We start from the raw sequence: 16,052 nt of genomic DNA on the forward strand, positions 1-16,052 counted from the left end.
TGAGGCTATATGTCCCTCTTACGCTCACAATAAGTAGTATTTAATACTTTATCTATTTGTGCAAAACAAAAAGGCGCGCCCCGCGAGTGTCAGCCCGCGGGGCGCGCCTCAGGTGTTATAAAATCGGCCTTGTTTCTAGTGCCTGAAGTGGCGCGTTCCCGTGAACACCATGGCGATGCCGTGCTCGTCGCAGGCGGCGACGGACTCGTCGTCACGCTTGGAGCCGCCCGGTTGGATGATGCAGGTCACGCCATGTTCGGCGAGCACGTCCACGTTGTCGCGAAACGGGAAGAAGGCGTCTGAGGCGCAGGCGTAGCCGCCCGGCTCGGCCCCCATGCGCGCGCACGCCTCGTCGGCGCGCTTGCAGGCGAGAAGCGCCGAGTCGACGCGGTTGGGCTGACCTGGTCCCATACCGATGCCCGCCCTGCCCTTGGAGATGAGGATGGCGTTTGACTTGACGCCCTTGCAGACGCGCCACGCAAAGAGGAGCTCGTTCATCTCGGCCGTAGTGGGCGTGCGCTTGGTGGGGACGATGAAGGTCGAGGGGTCCTCCGAGACCGTGTCCACGCACTGCACGAGCATGCCCCCGTCGATGGAGCGCAGCTCGAGCGCCGCATGGTCACCCGTCCCGCCCGTGGCCAGCACGCGCAGGTTCTTGCGACGGGCCAGGCGCTCGAGGGCCTCGGGCGTGTAGCTCGGGGCAATGAGCACCTCCACAAACTGCTTGTTCTTGTCGGCGAAGTGCTCCACGAGGTTATAGGGCACCTCGCGGTTGCAGGCGATGATGCCACCGAAGGCGGACTTGGGGTCGCAGGCAAAGGCGCGGTCATAGGCGGTCGTGACGTCGGCGGCCATCGAGCAGCCACAGGGGTTCTGGTGCTTGAGGATCACGCAGGCCGGCTCGTCGAACTCGCGCACGAGGCTCCACGCGGCATCGGCGTCCAGGTAGTTGTTGTAGCTGAGGGGCTTGCCCTGAATCTGCGGCGCGGCCGCAAGCGGGTGGTCGGAGGACACCAGGGACGCAAACCCGTCCGCGAAGCGATAGACGGCCGCAGTCTGGTGGGGGTTCTCGCCGTAACGGAGATCCTCGAGCTTCTCGAGGTAGATGCCAAACTCGTCGGGGGTGACGGGGCTCTCCTGTCGCGCGCTCTCCTCGGTGTCGAGCTGGTCGCCCAGCCAGATGGCGATGGCCGTGTCATAGGAGGCCGTGGTCTCGAAGGCCTTGAGCTGGAGCTCCCGACGGACGGCGCGCGTGGTGGCACCGGCGTGGGTGCGCATCTCACCCAGCACGAGGTCGTAGTCGTCGGGGTCCGTGACCACGGTCACGGAGTCGGCGTTCTTGGCGGCGGAGCGCAGCATGGATGGGCCGCCGATGTCGATGTGCTCGATCGCGTCCGCGAAGCTGACCTCGGGGTCGGCCACGGTCTTCTCGAACTCATAGAGGTTCACGCAGACAAGGTCGATCATGTTGATACCGTGCGCGGCGGCCTCCGCCATGTGCTCTGCGGAGTCGCGGCGCGCGAGCAGGCCGCCGTGGACCTTGGGGTGCAGCGTCTTCACGCGACCGTCCATCATCTCGGGAAAGCCCGTGTACTCCTCGATGGGGACGACCCTCACCCCCGCATCCGTCAGAGTGCGCGCCGTGCCGCCCGTCGAGACGACCTCGACGCCAAACTCGTCCTCGAGCGTCCGGGCGAACTCGACCACGCCGGTCTTGTCGGTCACCGAGACGAGCGCGCGCTTGATAGGTGTGTCTTCCATGGAGCCTCCTTGGGTAGAGCGACCGCATGTTGTACCGTAGTTTCCACCATAACGCAGCTAGGAGAGAACATGAGTAAGATGCAGGGCGGCGTAACCTACCGTCCTTTTGAAACGTCTGACTTCGATGCCGTCGCCACTTTGCTCAACCGACTCTGGTGCTCTGAACTTATCCCCGAGGCCGGTGAGCTCGCCAGTCGCATCGAGCTCTCGGGCTACCTTGCCCAGACGACTCATTCGCTCGTCGCCGAGCTCGATGATGAGCTCGTGGGGGCGATGCTCCTGGCCGAGCTTGACCGCGTTCCCAGAGACGCAACCGCCTGGCGCAGAAGGCACAGCAGGCTCGTGCGCCTGTCGCACAGGAACGCCCACCTCGCGCGCGAGGTCGCAAAGAACTCCGACGTCATCGACGAGGAGAGTCGCCTAGCGGAAGACTTTGCCGCGTCGGGTGCGGCTGAGGGTGCGGCCGTCATGAAGCTTCTTGTCGTGGACCCCGCGACGCACGGAAGGGGGATCGGCGGGCACCTCTTCGGGGAGGCGCGGCGCTATCTTCGTGAGGAGGGTGCCGAGGGCTTTTTCCTGCTCACCGATGACGGCTGCGACGTCTCGTTTTATGACTACAAGGGACTCGCTCGTACCATGACACGGCCTTCGCAGATCGAGTCGCCCGCCGGTGGCAATGGCGTGGACGACTTCAATCTCTACGTCTACGCAGATCGACTCTAGCGGCTCAGTTTAGGCCTTCGACGCACGCTTTCTGATTTTGCGACGCAGTTTGGGCTTTCGATACACGTCTATACGGAGCTGCTCGTCTGACAGTTTTCTCGTCATCTGGGAGAACTTCAGAATTGAGCAAAAAGAAGAAATCAATATCCTATTTTCAAACCATGAGGACATGTGTTGAAGGCCCAAACTGAGCACTGCGGGGCCGCGCTCGCCCTGTGCTACCCTCTGTCCGAAGAAAAATGATACTAACTACCTCTCGGAGAACAGCGATGCCCACCATCGGACCTGGCCCTACGGGCGTGCGCGGCCGCTTTGCCCCCACGCCGTCCGGGCGCATGCACCTGGGAAACGTCTTTTCCGCCCTCATGGCCTGGCTCTCCGTACGCTCCGCAGGCGGCACGCTCGTGCTGCGCATCGAGGACCTTGACCCGAGGGCGCAGGACCGTACGGTCGCCGCGCGGCTTGTGGACGACCTCGTCTGGCTGGGGCTCGACTGGGATGAGGGACCCTTCTTCCAGAGCGAGCGCGGGGAGCTCTACGACAGCGCAATCGCGCGCCTCACGGCGGCGAACCTTACCTACCCCTGCTTCTGCACGCGCTCCGAGCTGCATGCGGCCACGGCTCCCCATGCTTCTGACGGCACCTATCTGTACCAGGGAACCTGTCGCAATCTCTCTGCCGCCGAGGTGACCCGCCGCTCAAAGCGGCGCGCGCCTGCGACGCGGCTGCGCGTCCCCCTCGCGAAGGACCCCGCTGGAACCATCACGTGGTCCGACCTCGTCTTTGGCCCCCAACGCGAGGTACTGGCACGCGAGTGCGGCGACTTCCTCGTACGCAGAAGCGACGGGGTGACGGCCTACCAGCTCGCCGTAGTCGTGGACGACGCCCTTATGGGCGTGAACCAGGTCGTGCGCGGGCGTGACCTGCTGGAGTCCTCGGCGCGCCAGATCTACCTCGCGCGGCTCCTCGGGTTCAACGAACCGTGCTACGCACACGTGCCCCTGCTCGTGGCCCCCGACGAACGCCGCCTCTCCAAGCGCGAGCGTGACCTCGACCTCGGAAGTCTGCGTGCGCGCGGCATTCGTGCCGAGCGCGTCACGGGAGAGCTCGCGGCCGCAGCCGGACTGGTCGACCGCGGCTGTGAGGCCGCGCCGTCCGAGCTCGTGGGTTCCTTCTCGTGGGACAAGCTCGCCGCTCAACGAGGCAACATTGTGGTGGACGAGAGATTTCTCCACCGCCTTCTGCCCCTCCCCAGATAAGATTTTCTCGCTCAAGAAGGCCGTGATGTTGTGGGCGGGAGCCGTTGTGGGGTATCATGCTTGAGCACCAGTTCGGAGAGCTGACCGAGAGGCCGAAGGTGCTCGCCTGCTAAGCGAGTATAGGATGCAAATCCTATCTGGGGTTCGAATCCCCAGCTCTCCGCCAGAATGCTCGAGCCCGTCCTCCCAAGGAGGGCGGGCTCTTTTTTATGTGCAACGTCCCCCTAGCGTCCACACGACTTTGCTCTTTTTCTTTTTCCGCCTTGACGCAGAGGGGGCACCGTGGCATTATTTCTGATTGCACGCGGCGTTACCTCAGCTGGATAGAGGACCTGACTACGAATCAGGGCGTCATAGGTTCGAATCCTATACGCCGCACCATGCGCGCACGAGGGGCTCCCAAAGGGGCCCCTCTTTTTTACATCATCACATTCAACCTAACCGCACGGCGCACGGATACGATCTGCTCCATCTCGTCACGCGCATATTTCGGGTTAAAGGACAAAACGTGTTGCTGATCTGTCACGTTCTTGCAGGTAACACCCCAATAAGGTGGGTCTATAGTTGGTCCCTCCCAACTACGAGGATGGACAGAACGTGTTGCTGATCCCGCCTATCGTCCCAGCTAAATGCCCATAAGCATGCCATGTTAGTTGCCTGTGTCGACGTCGACGGAGGCAGGCGGTCCGATGGGCAAGGTGAGGTGCCCCTACTGCGGGGGCAAGACCAAGAGGAGTGGCAGGACGACCGCAGGGAGGCAGCGCTGGAGATGCCTCACCTGCGGGGCAACGTTCGTCCATGGGATAGATGCTTCCGCGAAGACGTTGGACGGGTTCCTGACATGGCTGCTCTCCGGTGAGAGACAGTCCGACCTGCCGGGTGGCGGGAGGACCTTCAGGAGGAGGACCTCCAGGTTCTGGGACATATGGCCCCTGCCTCCCCTCGTGGACGAGGTCTTCGATGTCGTCTACGTCGACGGGATATGGGTCGCTCGCGACGTCGTCGTGCTCATAGCCTGCACGGACGAGCATGTCCTCGGGTGGTACGTGGCAAGAAGCGAGAACTCGCGTGCCTGGTCGGCCCTGCTGGCCCGCATCGCCCCTCCCGGCGTGGTGGTGGGTGACGGCGGCTCGGGGTTCGCCAAGGCCGCCAGGCGCATGTGGCCCACCACGAGGGTCCAGCGTTGCACCTTCCATGCCTTCTGCCAGGTCAGAAGGTACACCACCTCACGTCCCAAGCTTAGGGCGGGCGTCGAGCCCTATGACCTCGCGTGCCGGCTGCCGCATGTTGCCAGCTCCGAGCAGGCGGCCGCCTGGATGGTCTCCTACGCGTCATGGTGCTCGCGCTGGGGTGCGTTCCTGGCCGAGCGCACCCGTGACGAGCGCGGACACCTGGCCTACACCCACGAGAGGCTCGTCAGGGCGAGAGGCTCGCTTACGACCCTCGTCAGGCAGGGGACGCTCTTCACCTACGTCGACCCTGGCCTCACGGGCGTGCTCGGGCCTCTGCCGGCAACGAACAACAGGATAGAGGGCGGCGTGAACGCCCAGCTGAGACGCATGCTGAGGGATCACAGGGGCCTCAGCACGACCAGAGGGATCAAGGCCGTCTACTGGTGGTGCTATCTGCACACGGAGTGCCCCCTGCCCGCTGCGCAGATCCTGAAGGTGATGCCCACGGATGACCAGATCGCCCGGGCATATCGCAACATCACCTACGGGCAGAGAAGCGAAGAACCGATGGAGTGGGGTGATGGCCTGGTCTGGCAGGATCTGCACCAGTCGGTCCCCTGGCGTTCGGACTGGGACTAGTCATAGCAACACGTTTTGTCCTATAACCCCATATTTCCAGTTTCCTGCCTTGACCTCAGTAAGATCGACCACGCAGTCAATCTCGTTCGCGCCGCTGGCAAGGGCGTCTTTGATCTCGAAGACCTTGGCAGCAACCGAGCTCTGACCAAGGGAAAACCCGATGGACGCACCCGTATGGACATCCGTCCCCGCCAGGAGCTCCGAGCAGAGCCGTGACTGGACGGAGTTCACCGCAACCATCCTAAAGTGATAGCGCTTTGCCTGGTCGCAGAGCACCCGCATGTCCTCGTGCGTGGCATCGGGATGAAGGTTGGTGTGACCGACGAGGCGGGCAAGACCATCGATGGTGTAGCGCCTCATGGCAGTCTCCCCAGAATCTTGCAGTCAGCTCAATGGTACGCGATGCGCCGGCAGTCGGCGCGCGCGGGCCTGAACTGCAGGCCGCTCCGGTCTCCCATCCCCGTGAAGACGTAGGGGATGCCCGTGCGATCGCAGAGGTCCATCAGATCTGCAAGGTCATAACGCTCCCGAGTGAGAAAGTCCCAGAGGGAGCCCTCCCCACCAGAAAATCCGATTCGCTCGATTAGGGCGTCAAGTGCGGCAGGCTTCAGAAAGATTCGCAGACTGCGCTCCTTGTCCCCATAGGCGATGAGCGTGGAGGGACCCGAGAGGTCCTCTCGCAGCACGATGCCGCCCCCCTCGCGCGCCACCGACATTCTGCGCACGTCGCCGGCCCGCTCGAAACGCGCGACCTCAAACTCCCCCATGAGAATCACCCAGACCTTTCTTGTCACCTTCCCTTGTTCCAGTATACCCAAACATATGTTCTAGGAACACATGTTCTTTTTATAGTTGGAAAAGGGCCGCCTGAACAAGGGCGGCCCCAAGAGAAGACGAGGGTCTTCTGGCTATTCGGGCTTGATGGCCTCGATGCCACCCATGTAGGGGCGCAGGGCCTCGGGGACTGTCACCGTGCCGTCCGCGTTCTGGTAGTTCTCGATGATGGCTGCCATGGTGCGGCCCACGGCCAGGCCGGAGCCGTTCAGGGTGTGCACGAAGCGCGTCCCCTTGAACTCGGAGGGGTCCCGGTAGCGGATGTTGGCGCGCCGCGCCTGGAAGTCCCAGCAGTTGGAGCAGGAGGAGATCTCCTTGTAGGCGTTGTAGCTGGGCAGCCACACCTCGAGGTCGTAGCACTTGCGCGCCGAGAAGCCGATGTCCCCGGTGCAGAGCGTGACCACGTGATAAGGAAGGCCCAGCGCCTGGAGCACGAGCTCGGCCTCGGACACCATGCTCTCGAGCTGGTCCATGGAATCCTCGGGGCGTGAGAACTTGACCATCTCGACCTTGTCGAACTCGTGCACGCGGATGATGCCGCGCGTGTCGCGGCCCGCCGAGCCCGCCTCCTCGCGGAAGCACGGCGTGAAGGCGGTATACCACAGCGGGAGCTGAGCTCCGTCGAGAACCTCGTCGCGGTGGATGTTGGTCAGCATGACCTCGGCCGTGGGAATGAGATAGAGGTCGGGGTTCACGTGATAGAGGTCCTCCTCGAACTTGGGCAGCTGCCCCGTGCCAAAGAGGGTGTCGTGGTTGGTGATGACGGGGGGCCACCACTCCTTGAAGCCGGCCTTGGTGTGCAAATCGATCATGAAGTTGATAAGGGCGCGCTCCATGCGAGCGCCCAGGCCGCCCAAGAGGTAGAAGCGCGTGCCCGCGAGCTTGACGCCGCGGTCGAAGTCAATGATGCCCAGCTCGGGGCCAAGGTCCCAGTGCGCCTGAGGCTCGAATTCGAACTCACGCGGCGTACCCCAGCGGCGGGCCTCGGGATTGTCGGAGTCGTCCTTGCCGTAGGGCACGTTCGGGTCGGGGATGTTGGGAATGCGACTGACCAGGTCAAAGAGATCCGCCTCGACCTCGCCGCGGCGGGCGTCGAGCTCGGCGATGCGATCCTTGTTGGCCGCGACCCGCGCCTTGGCGGCCTCGGCCTCGTCCTTCTTGCCCTCGCGCATGAGCCCGCCGATCTTCTTGGACGTGGCGTTGCGCTCGGCCTGGAGGCCCTCGACCTCGGAGATGACGTGACGACGCTCTTCATCGAGCTCAAAGAACCGCTCGCGATCCCAGTGCGCGTTCTGGCGAGACGCGCACGAATGGTCCACGAGATCAGGGTTCTCACGGACGAACTTGATGTCGAGCATGGTGGCTCTCCGTTCCTGCCTGTTTGCTGCCTTGCGGTCGCAAGGCATCCCGAGTATATACTTGTGTTCATAAAACGCGACGCGCTCGGGAGGCGGCATGCAGGCGATCGGGAACTTATTCACGTGGCTCTTCAACGACAGGAACGGCGTCATCGCCTTGGTTCTGGGAGGCATCGTCTTGTGCCTCGTCATCTCAATCGTCATGGAGCGCAAGACCAAGCGTCAGTACTTCAACCACGAGAAGGGCGAGGACGACTGGGACCTCTTTGGCGATGACGAGGACGAAGGCGAGGAGCAATAGTCCTTCGTCGCCGCGCCCCTCACATCCTATGCGCACAAAAAGCCCCCGACCAAGGCCGGGGGCTCCTTCTTTACTGGTGCGGGCGAAAGGACTTGAACCTTCATGAGATTGCTCTCATACGGACCTGAACCGTACGCGTCTGCCAATTCCGCCACGCCCGCGTGCTGCGTAAGTTTAGCGCATCAACCGCAGCGTGCCAAGGAGTTTTTCTGGCAGCCGCCTCGTCATGAGCCTCGCGGAGGGAGTCTACTTTTCCGACCATACCCGAACGCGTGTTTAAGGTCCAAAATCGCCCCAAACGAGGCGTTCGGGCATGGTCGGCACGTGCGCGCCAGCCGTGCGCAGCGCGTAGAGGGGCACGCCCAATGGCATGCGGGGTAGAATGGCCCCACAAACACACGGCAGCACGCAGCTCAAAAGACGAGGAGAAGCCGTGAGTGACACGCCGACCATCGTACGTCCCGGCGCGGCCCCCAAGCCAGGCGACACCCCTCCCGACGAGGTTCTTCTGGGAAGGTATCGCGTTTTGGCACGACGGGGCACCGGCGGGTTTGGCACCGTCTGCACCTGCTGGGACACGCGCCTGCAACGGCGCGTGGCCATCAAGCGCATGCCGCTGCTTTCCCAAAACGGCACAACCACGGCCGAGGAGGCCCTAGCAGAGGCGCGCACCGCCTGCATGCTCGCCCACCCCAACATCGTGACCGTCTTTGACTTCGAGACCGATGGCTCCTATGCCTACCTGGTCATGGAGTACGTCGACGGGCTCAACCTCGCCGAGCTTCTCGCGCGCGTGGAGGGGGGCCGCCTCACGTACGAGGAGTGCGCCCACATGCTCCAGTCCGTCACACGCGCCCTCTCGTTTGCCCACGAGAACCGCGTGCTGCACCTGGACATCAAGCCCACCAACATCATGATCGACCGCCAGGGCGTCGTGAAGCTCGCCGACTTTGGCATGGCCGCGCTCGCCTCGGCCGCAGGCTACGGCGGGGCGCGCGGGGGCACCGTGGGCTACATGCCACCCGAGCAGATCGAGGGGCTTCTCGTGGACGAGCGCGCCGACGTCTTCTCGCTCGCGGTTGTGGTATGGCAGTCCCTCACGGGCTCCGACCCCTTCCTTGCGCCCAGTGCCGCCGCCTCGCGCGACAAGATTCAGAAGGGCCCCACGCGCGCGCTCTCCAAGGACTGCCCCGAGCTCGCGGGCGAACCCGAGCGGGTCCTGCTCAGCGCGTTGGCCCCCGTGACCTCCGAGCGCACGACCTCGGTGCGGCAGCTCGCGGGCGAACTCCTTGCCTTCCTGGGCCCCACAGAGAACGGAGCCGCCTCGCTCTCCTCTCTCGTCGAGCAGTCCGAGCAGGACGAGCCTGCCGAGAGAACCTCCTGGGAGGTGCGCCACCTCCCGCTGAACGTGCGCTACCCCTGGCTCGCGAGCGCGCTCGTCCGAGCGCTCACCGCCCTTCTGGTGCTGCTGGCTGCGCACCCCCTGCTCTCCGCACTGGCGGGTGAGAGCCCGCAGGCCATGGTCGTGGCCCTTCTCGTCATCTGCGGCGCCTCGGCTCTCTGGCCTCCTTTGGGCTCGGCCCTCGTGGGGGCGCTGCTCTGCGGAGCGCTCCTCATGACCACCCCAACCGTAGCGTCATTTCTCCTGGCAGCGCTGAGCGCGCTCGGGCTCGGGGGCTGGTGGGTCTTCGCGGGACGCCGCGAGCACCTAGCCTCGGCGGCAGTCCTTCTGCCGTGCTGCCTCGCCTCGCCGCTGACGGGAGCCGGCCTCGCAGGCTTTGCCCTCGACCCCGCCCCCGCCGCGCTCACCGGGGTGGTGGGCTACCTCATGGGCAGCCTCTTTCACCTCACGTCCGCAGCGGATTTCGCGGCCTCTCCCACCGTGGCGGCACTGCTGGTCTCCTGGGGGCGACCCTCGTTTTGGCTCATGGCCGCCGGTGCCGCCGCGTGTGCGGCCGTGTCCTCGGCGGTGGCTTTGCGAGGGAGCATGGCCGCTGGTGTGACGGGGCAGTCCCTTGGCCTTATGTGCATCATCCTTTTTGAGGTTCTCGCAGCTAGAATGGAGAATAGCGGTATATGGATGCCTCCCGATGGGGAGTCTGTGGCCCTTGCGGTAATCTTGTTCGTGTTTTTGTGCATCGCGACGGTCCTAAGAGGTCCGCTCTTTGAGGAGCGGGAAGGCGAGGATATCAATGAGTTTCCTCAGTGATTTCGAGGGGCGTATCGGCTCCGTGTTCGGGGCTGCCCCCCAGGGCTACACCGAGCCCTTCTCCTTCAAGAAGCTTGCCAAGCGGGCCGCACGCGAGATGGAAAACGAGACGTACGAGATCGACGGCGTCGACACCGCGCCCGCGCTCTACACCGTGCTGGTCTCCTCGTCTGACGACGCGCTCATGCGCCCCCTCTACGAGCAGATCACCTACGAGATATCCACGCTCATGACTGCGCAGGCGCAGAAGAAGAACTACGCCTTCGTGGGCAACCCCCTCGTGCGCTTCATGGTCGATCCCTCCCTCAAGTCGGGAAAGTTCGCCGTCTTCGCCGAGAACGTCGACTCCCGCACGCTCACGCGCCTGCGGGAGGAGGAGCGCGCCTTCTTGGGCGGCAACTCGAGCGTCGGGGGCGCTGCGGCGCAGATTCAGCGTCGAGGCCCTCAGCCTCAGGCATCGCGCCCCGCGCGCCACGAGGAAGCCCCGCTCTCGACGCCGCTCGTGACACCGGCCTCCGTGCCCTTCTCGGACACCGACGCTGGGCTCGGCGTCGTTCCGGGAGACTTTGACGAGCCCCTCCCCGTGGCCTCCGCCTCCGCGTCCACCCCCATGCCCGTCGCCGTGGCAAATGCGCCCGTTGTCGCCGAGGGGGCACGACCCATGTCCATTCCCGTTCCTCAGACGCAGCGCCGCAACGTGCCCCTCGTGGACCCGCATCACGCCGCCGCGCAGACCAGCACCGAGAGCCCCGCCGCCTATGCGGCCCCTGTCGTCGAGACCTCCGGGCACGGCGTCGCCGACGTCCGCGCCCGCGCGAGCGCGTCGGCCCCCCGGGCCACCTGCCTTCTCATCGACCGGCAGACTGGGCGCACCTTCACGGGCACGGCCCCGTCCGCCGTCATCGGGCGCGAGCGCTCGCAGGCGCAGATCGTCCTGCGCGACCCCAATGTCTCGCGCCGCCACGCCGAGCTCTCCTTCGACGGGCGCGACTGGCACGTCACCGATCTCAACTCGACCAACGGAACGCTGGTCAACGATGTCGACGTGACTGACTGCGTCCTGCGCGACGGCGACCTGCTCACCGTGGGCCTCGTGAACCTTGAGTTCAGGGAGAACCTGCAATGATCGACCTCGTCCTCTTCCTGGGGCGCGTCCTGCTCGTCGTCGTCCTCTATGTCTTCCTGTTCGCGGTCATGCGCACGGGCGTGGGCCTCGTGCGCGGCCAGCGCCGCGACACGGCCATCTGGGCGGTTGACGTCGAGAAGGGCACGCGCTTGCTGCGCGGCCTGCACGTGGACATCCTGGGGCCGGTCGTCGTCGGGCGCTCGTCGTCGTCAGACATCGTCGTCGACGAGCCCTACGTCTCGGCCTCGCACGCGCGCTTCACGCTGCAGGGCCCCGCCCTCGTCCTCGAGGACCTGGGATCCACCAATGGGACGCTCGTCAACGGCCATCCCATCGGGCAGGCCGTCACGCTGAGAGAGGCCGACGAGGTCCAGGTCGGTGACACCATCATGCGCGTGAGTCGCGGATGAGTACGGATCAGATACAGACGCTTCGTGCGACCGGGCCCGCCAACGCTCCCGGTCGCGCCGAGATGACCGTCGAGGGCCGCATGGGCGCAGACGCCATATCGGGCTCCAACGAGTTCCTCTCGTGGGGAACCCGTAGCGACGTGGGCCTCGTACGCAGCCACAACGAGGACTCGTTTCTTCTCCGCACGCCCCTCTTCGTGGTCTGCGACGGCATGGGCGGCCACGCCGCGGGCGAGGTCGCAAGCTCCATCGCCGTCGAGACCATCGGCGAGCAGGCGCCGGGAACCGCCGACGACGTCCTTCTGGGCGCAGCCGTCGAGGCAGCCAACCTGGCCGTCATCAAGGGGGCCGAGGACGGCGTGGGCAAGCCCGGCATGGGCTGCACCGCAACCGCGGTGCTCATCAGCAAGAACAAGATGGCCGTGGCCCATGTGGGCGACTCGCGCGCCTACATGCTCCACCACGGGACCCTCGTGCGCATCACGCACGATCACTCCTACGTCGAGGAGCTCGTGGACTCGGGGCAGATCACGGCCGACGAGGCACGCACGCACCCCTCGCGCTCCATCATCACCCGCGCGCTGGGCTCTGACCCCGACATGTACGCCGATCACTTCTCGCTCGAGGTCAGCGACGGAGACCGCGTGATTCTGTGCTCCGACGGCCTTTCGAGCATGATCCCCGACAGCGACATCGAGGCCGTGGCCGTCTCGAGCGCCACGCCGCAGCAGGCGGCGGACAACCTCGTGGGGGCAGCCCTCACGGCCGGAGGATCCGACAACGTGACCGCCCTGGTGGTCGACATCCTCAACGACGGCGTGGCGGACGCCACGCGCTCTCAGCTCACCAAGCGTATCTTCGCCATCGCGGGAATTCTGCTGGCCACCGTGGCCGTCTGCCTCGCAGGCGTGCTCTTCTTTATCAGAAACGAGTGGTACCTCGGGGTGAGCGACGGAAACGTTGCCGTCTACCAGGGCGTCAACGCAGACCTTCTGGGCCTTCCGCTCTATGATCTCGTGAGCACGAGCGCCGTCGCGACCTCCGACTTGCCCACCTCCGTGCAGGACCAGCTCGAGGCGGGAATCCGCGTCCAGAACCAGGAGAGCGCCCAGCAGACCCTCGACTCCTACAGCCAGCAAATCAGCGACGAGAAGAGCCGGGCACAGGAGGTCGCCGTGGAGGCCCGCTCGGGAAGCGATCCCACGGTCGAGACGGCAACCCCCACGGACACCACGACCTCGGACCAGAGCGAGGGCGACTGACATGAGGAGAAAACTCTACGTCAGAGGACGGACGCGCGGAGACGTCGAGGCCATGACCTCGTCCTTCTTGCCCGCAGCGGGACGTCAGCAGCACTCGCGGCGCAACACCGAGCTCTTCCTGCTCTGCCTGGCGGCCGTGCCGGTCCTGCTCCTCTACGCCCTGTACGTCCTCAACGCCAACGCCGAGGTCACGCCTTCCACGCTGGGGCTGCCCCTTGCGCTGTTCGCCGCCTTCGCCGTGGCCCACGTGGCCATTCGCTGGCTGGCGCCGGCCGCCGACCCGGCCATTCTCCCCATCGTCTTCACGCTCTCGGGGATTGGCATCACCTTCCTCACCAGGCTTGCGCCCACCCTGGCCGTCAGCCAGGTAGTCTGGCTGTTCCTCTCGGTCGCCGTCATGGTAGCCGTGCTCTTCGTGGTCAAGAACCTCGATGGGCTCACCCAGTACAAGTACACCCTGGGCTTCATAGGCATCGTCTTGCTCCTGCTCCCCATGCTCATAGGCACCGAGAAGGGCGGCTCCAAGCTCTGGATCTACATCGGGGGGTTCGGCTTCCAGCCTGGTGAGTTCGCCAAGATCTTCATCGTGCTGTTTCTGGCCTTCTACCTCGCCGGCAACCGAGAGGCCCTCTCGGTGTCCATGCGCAGCTTTGGCCCCTTCAAGCTGCCGCGCCTTCGCATGCTGATGCCCGTGTTCGTTATGTGGGGCATCAGCCTCCTGCTCGTCGTCTTCGAGAAGGACCTGGGGAGCGCCCTACTCTTCTTCGTGTTCTTTGTCATCATGCTCTACGTCTCCACGGGGCGCGTGAGCTATGTGATTGTGAGCCTGCTTCTGCTGGCCATAGGTGGGGTCGCCTGCTACTACCTGTTCAGCCACGTCCAGACCCGCGTGAACATCTGGCTCGACCCCTGGAAGGATGCCTCGGGAGGCGGCTACCAGATCGTGCAGTCCCTCTACTCGCTCGCAGACGGCGGCCTGGTGGGAACCGGCATCGGCAAGGGCTTGGCCACCATCATCCCCGTCGTCGAGAGCGACTTCATCTTCTCGGCCATCGGCGAGGAGATGGGGCTTCTGGGCGCCTCGGGCGTGCTCATCTTGTTCCTGCTTCTGTGCGTGCGCGGCTTTGCCACGGCCGCGCGGGCCAAGTCCGACTCGTCCGCCTTCGCAGCAGTCGGCCTCACGTGCGCCCTGTGCTTCCAGGCCTTTCTCATCGTGGGCGGCGTCACCAAGTTCCTGCCGCTCACGGGCGTCACGCTGCCCTTCATGAGCCAGGGCGGCACCTCGCTTCTGGCGAGCTTCGTCATCGTGGGGCTTCTGCTGCGCGCGGGCGACGAGGGCACCGGCCAGGAGACCGAGATGGCGAGCAACCCCGGTAACCCCGAGGACCGCCTGGGATCAAAGATCGCGTTTCCCGGAAGGCTCGCCGCAGCGGGGACGCATGCCGCTGACGTCGTGCGCGGAAGCCATGCGCGCGGCCACTTTGGCCTGCAGACCCCCGAGTCAGGCGTGCTCGGCCGCGTCGCGCTCGGAAAGCGCCTCACCAACCTGGTCACGGTCTTCGCCGTCCTGTTTGCCGCGCTCATAGCCAACCTGACCTACGTCCAGCAAATTGACGCGAGTCGCGTTCAGAACCTCCCCACGAACAACCACACGATCGCGAAGAGCGCCTACGTAGAACGCGGCGCCATCATCACGTCCGACGGCGTCACCCTGGCGGAGAGCGTCGAACAGGCCGATGGCACGTACCTGCGCAGCTATCCGCAGGGGACGCTCGCGCGTCACACGGTGGGCTACATCTCCACGCAGTACGGGACCACGGGCGTCGAGGCATCCATGAACGAGACCCTCACCGGCCATGCCGACTACTCGACCTGGAAGGGCGCTCTGTACTCGATGGCCGGCGTCGAGCAGTCGGGCTCCACCGTCGCGCTGACCATAAACTCGAAGATCCAGGAGGCAGCCGAGAACGCCCTGGACGGCTACACCGGTGCCATCGTGGTGCTCGACCCCAAGACCGGAGCGGTTCTGGCCAAGGCGTCCAACCCCACCTACTCGGTCGATGACCTGGACAGCATCATCTCCTCGGGCACGGGCGGACAACTCCTGGACCGCTCGACCCAGGCGCTTTACTCCCCCGGCTCCACCTTCAAGGCCATCACGCTCGCTGCCGCGCTCGACACGGGCACGGCGAACCTCACGGACGTCTACGACGCCAGCCCCGCAATCCAGATCGGCGGCGCCGAGATCTCCAACTACGGCTACTACGACTACGGCGCCCCCACGCTCAAGGAGGCCCTCGCACTGTCCTCCAACACCGTGTTCGCCCAGGTGGGCAGCGAGGTGGGAGCGAGCACGCTCGTGCGCTACGCCGATGCCTTTGGCTACGGGCAGGCTCTGGGACAGGACTTCTCGTGCGTAACCTCGCTCATGCCCGACCCCGCCGAGATGACCGAGTGGGAAACCGCCTGGGCGGCCTGCGGCCAGCCCGTGGGCCAACACGCAAGCCCCGCCGGCCCGCAGACCACCATCATGCAGAACGCCGTGGTCGCCCAGACGATCGCCAACGGCGGAGTCACCATGAACCCCTACGTCGTGGACCACATCCTCTCTCCTGAGGGGACCACCACCTCCACCACCACGGCGCGCTCTCTCGGACAGGCCATCTCGGCCGACACCGCCTCCCAGCTCAAGGAGGCCATGCTCGGAGTCGTCGACCACGGGACCGGCCAGCGCGCCCAGATCACGGGCACGCAGGTCGCCGGCAAGACCGGAACCGCCCAGGTCGAGAACGGCAACATCAACTCGTTCTTCATCGGCTTCGCGCCGTATGACAACCCGACGCTGGTCATCTCGGTCTGCGTCGAGGGACAGGGAGAAGACGTCGAGGGCTTTGCGGCCTCTTTGGCCGGACAGGTGCTCGCCTCCTCGCTCAACGTCCAGTCATCCGGCTCCGACACCTGATGGAGGCAGACGATCAAGACAAAACGAAGCAGAAAC

The 16,052-nt window shown here is 65.0% G+C and carries 13 protein-coding genes and 3 tRNA genes; 11 read left to right on the forward strand and 5 right to left on the reverse strand.

Annotated features, from left to right (window positions below):
* Positions 1-135 precede the first annotated feature (135 nt).
* Positions 136-1,761 carry a bifunctional phosphoribosylaminoimidazolecarboxamide formyltransferase/IMP cyclohydrolase gene (purH, locus tag INP52_RS09490; protein ID WP_194371220.1) on the reverse strand — a complete coding sequence of 542 codons (1,626 nt, stop codon included), beginning with the start codon at positions 1,759-1,761 and terminating at the stop codon, positions 136-138.
* 69 nt (positions 1,762-1,830) lie between these two features.
* Here purH and INP52_RS09495 point away from each other — a divergent pair, with 69 nt between their 5' ends.
* From INP52_RS09495 to INP52_RS09515, 5 genes are all read left to right on the forward strand, one after another.
* Positions 1,831-2,484, forward strand: coding sequence for a GNAT family N-acetyltransferase (locus tag INP52_RS09495; RefSeq protein WP_194371222.1), 654 nt, complete (start codon positions 1,831-1,833; stop codon positions 2,482-2,484).
* A gap of 269 nt (positions 2,485-2,753) precedes the next feature.
* Entirely contained in the window at positions 2,754-3,743 is a 990-nt protein-coding gene (gene gluQRS, locus INP52_RS09500; RefSeq protein WP_194371224.1) for a tRNA glutamyl-Q(34) synthetase GluQRS, read from the forward strand.
* 74 nt (positions 3,744-3,817) lie between these two features.
* A tRNA-Ser gene (locus INP52_RS09505) sits at positions 3,818-3,909 on the forward strand.
* A 138-nt stretch (positions 3,910-4,047) separates the two neighbouring features.
* Positions 4,048-4,124: transfer RNA gene (locus INP52_RS09510), tRNA-Arg, on the forward strand.
* A 308-nt stretch (positions 4,125-4,432) separates the two neighbouring features.
* Entirely contained in the window at positions 4,433-5,554 is a 1,122-nt protein-coding gene (locus INP52_RS09515) for an IS1249 family transposase (protein WP_194371226.1), read from the forward strand.
* Here INP52_RS09515 and INP52_RS09520 read toward each other — a convergent pair whose 3' ends face one another.
* From INP52_RS09520 to serS, 3 genes are all read right to left on the reverse strand, one after another.
* Positions 5,555-5,914 (reverse strand): hypothetical protein, encoded by a 360-nt coding sequence (locus INP52_RS09520; protein ID WP_194371228.1) that lies wholly within the window; start codon positions 5,912-5,914, stop codon positions 5,555-5,557.
* A gap of 29 nt (positions 5,915-5,943) precedes the next feature.
* Positions 5,944-6,348: a hypothetical protein gene (locus INP52_RS09525; protein WP_194371230.1), complete on the reverse strand. Its 405-nt coding sequence runs from the start codon at positions 6,346-6,348 to the stop codon at positions 5,944-5,946.
* Positions 6,349-6,462: 114 nt separating this feature from the next.
* The gene (gene serS / locus INP52_RS09530) at positions 6,463-7,746 is read right to left on the reverse strand and encodes a serine--tRNA ligase (protein WP_194371232.1); all 1,284 of its coding nucleotides are present in this window, start codon (positions 7,744-7,746) and stop codon (positions 6,463-6,465) included.
* Between the two features lie 97 nt (positions 7,747-7,843).
* Between serS and INP52_RS09535 the strand changes: the two genes are divergently transcribed.
* Positions 7,844-8,047 (forward strand): DUF6724 family protein, encoded by a 204-nt coding sequence (locus INP52_RS09535; RefSeq protein ID WP_194371234.1) that lies wholly within the window; start codon positions 7,844-7,846, stop codon positions 8,045-8,047.
* A gap of 74 nt (positions 8,048-8,121) precedes the next feature.
* Here the strand turns inward: INP52_RS09535 and INP52_RS09540 are convergent.
* Positions 8,122-8,208: transfer RNA gene (locus INP52_RS09540), tRNA-Leu, on the reverse strand.
* Positions 8,209-8,480: 272 nt separating this feature from the next.
* Here INP52_RS09540 and INP52_RS09545 point away from each other — a divergent pair.
* From INP52_RS09545 to INP52_RS09565, 5 genes are read left to right on the forward strand one after another with little or no spacing between them, the layout of a single operon-like run.
* Entirely contained in the window at positions 8,481-10,256 is a 1,776-nt protein-coding gene (locus INP52_RS09545) for a serine/threonine-protein kinase (protein ID WP_228478341.1), read from the forward strand.
* On the forward strand, positions 10,240-11,382 hold the full coding sequence (locus INP52_RS09550; RefSeq protein WP_194371238.1) for an FhaA domain-containing protein: 1,143 nt from the start codon (positions 10,240-10,242) through the stop codon (positions 11,380-11,382). The genes INP52_RS09545 and INP52_RS09550 overlap by 17 nt, the downstream gene beginning before the upstream one ends.
* A complete protein-coding gene (locus INP52_RS09555; protein ID WP_194371240.1) occupies positions 11,379-11,792 on the forward strand; it encodes an FHA domain-containing protein in 414 nt (137 codons plus the stop codon). The genes INP52_RS09550 and INP52_RS09555 overlap by 4 nt, the downstream gene beginning before the upstream one ends.
* Positions 11,789-13,054 carry a Stp1/IreP family PP2C-type Ser/Thr phosphatase gene (locus tag INP52_RS09560; RefSeq protein WP_228478342.1) on the forward strand — a complete coding sequence of 422 codons (1,266 nt, stop codon included), beginning with the start codon at positions 11,789-11,791 and terminating at the stop codon, positions 13,052-13,054. Before INP52_RS09555 ends, INP52_RS09560 begins: the two co-directional genes overlap by 4 nt.
* Positions 13,055-13,106: 52 nt before the next feature.
* Positions 13,107-16,016: an FtsW/RodA/SpoVE family cell cycle protein gene (locus INP52_RS09565; RefSeq protein ID WP_194372945.1), complete on the forward strand. Its 2,910-nt coding sequence runs from the start codon at positions 13,107-13,109 to the stop codon at positions 16,014-16,016.
* The last annotated feature ends 36 nt before the right edge of the window (positions 16,017-16,052 follow it).

Origin of the sequence: Thermophilibacter immobilis (genome assembly GCF_015277515.1) — a bacterium.
GTDB lineage: Bacteria > Actinomycetota > Coriobacteriia > Coriobacteriales > Atopobiaceae > Thermophilibacter > Thermophilibacter immobilis.

Bases quoted from the DNA above. Each gene is read 5' to 3' on its own strand.
- purH (WP_194371220.1), bottom strand. From the start codon at position 1,761: ATGGAAGACACACCTATCAAGCGCGCGCTCGTCTCGGTGACCGACAAG.
- INP52_RS09495 (WP_194371222.1), top strand. From the start codon at position 1,831: ATGAGTAAGATGCAGGGCGGCGTAACCTACCGTCCTTTTGAAACGTCT.
- gluQRS (WP_194371224.1), top strand. From the start codon at position 2,754: ATGCCCACCATCGGACCTGGCCCTACGGGCGTGCGCGGCCGCTTTGCC.
- INP52_RS09515 (WP_194371226.1), top strand. From the start codon at position 4,433: ATGGGCAAGGTGAGGTGCCCCTACTGCGGGGGCAAGACCAAGAGGAGT.
- INP52_RS09520 (WP_194371228.1), bottom strand. From the start codon at position 5,914: ATGAGGCGCTACACCATCGATGGTCTTGCCCGCCTCGTCGGTCACACC.
- serS (WP_194371232.1), bottom strand. From the start codon at position 7,746: ATGCTCGACATCAAGTTCGTCCGTGAGAACCCTGATCTCGTGGACCAT.
- INP52_RS09535 (WP_194371234.1), top strand. From the start codon at position 7,844: ATGCAGGCGATCGGGAACTTATTCACGTGGCTCTTCAACGACAGGAAC.
- INP52_RS09550 (WP_194371238.1), top strand. From the start codon at position 10,240: ATGAGTTTCCTCAGTGATTTCGAGGGGCGTATCGGCTCCGTGTTCGGG.
- INP52_RS09555 (WP_194371240.1), top strand. From the start codon at position 11,379: ATGATCGACCTCGTCCTCTTCCTGGGGCGCGTCCTGCTCGTCGTCGTC.
- INP52_RS09560 (WP_228478342.1), top strand. From the start codon at position 11,789: ATGAGTACGGATCAGATACAGACGCTTCGTGCGACCGGGCCCGCCAAC.
- INP52_RS09565 (WP_194372945.1), top strand. From the start codon at position 13,107: ATGACCTCGTCCTTCTTGCCCGCAGCGGGACGTCAGCAGCACTCGCGG.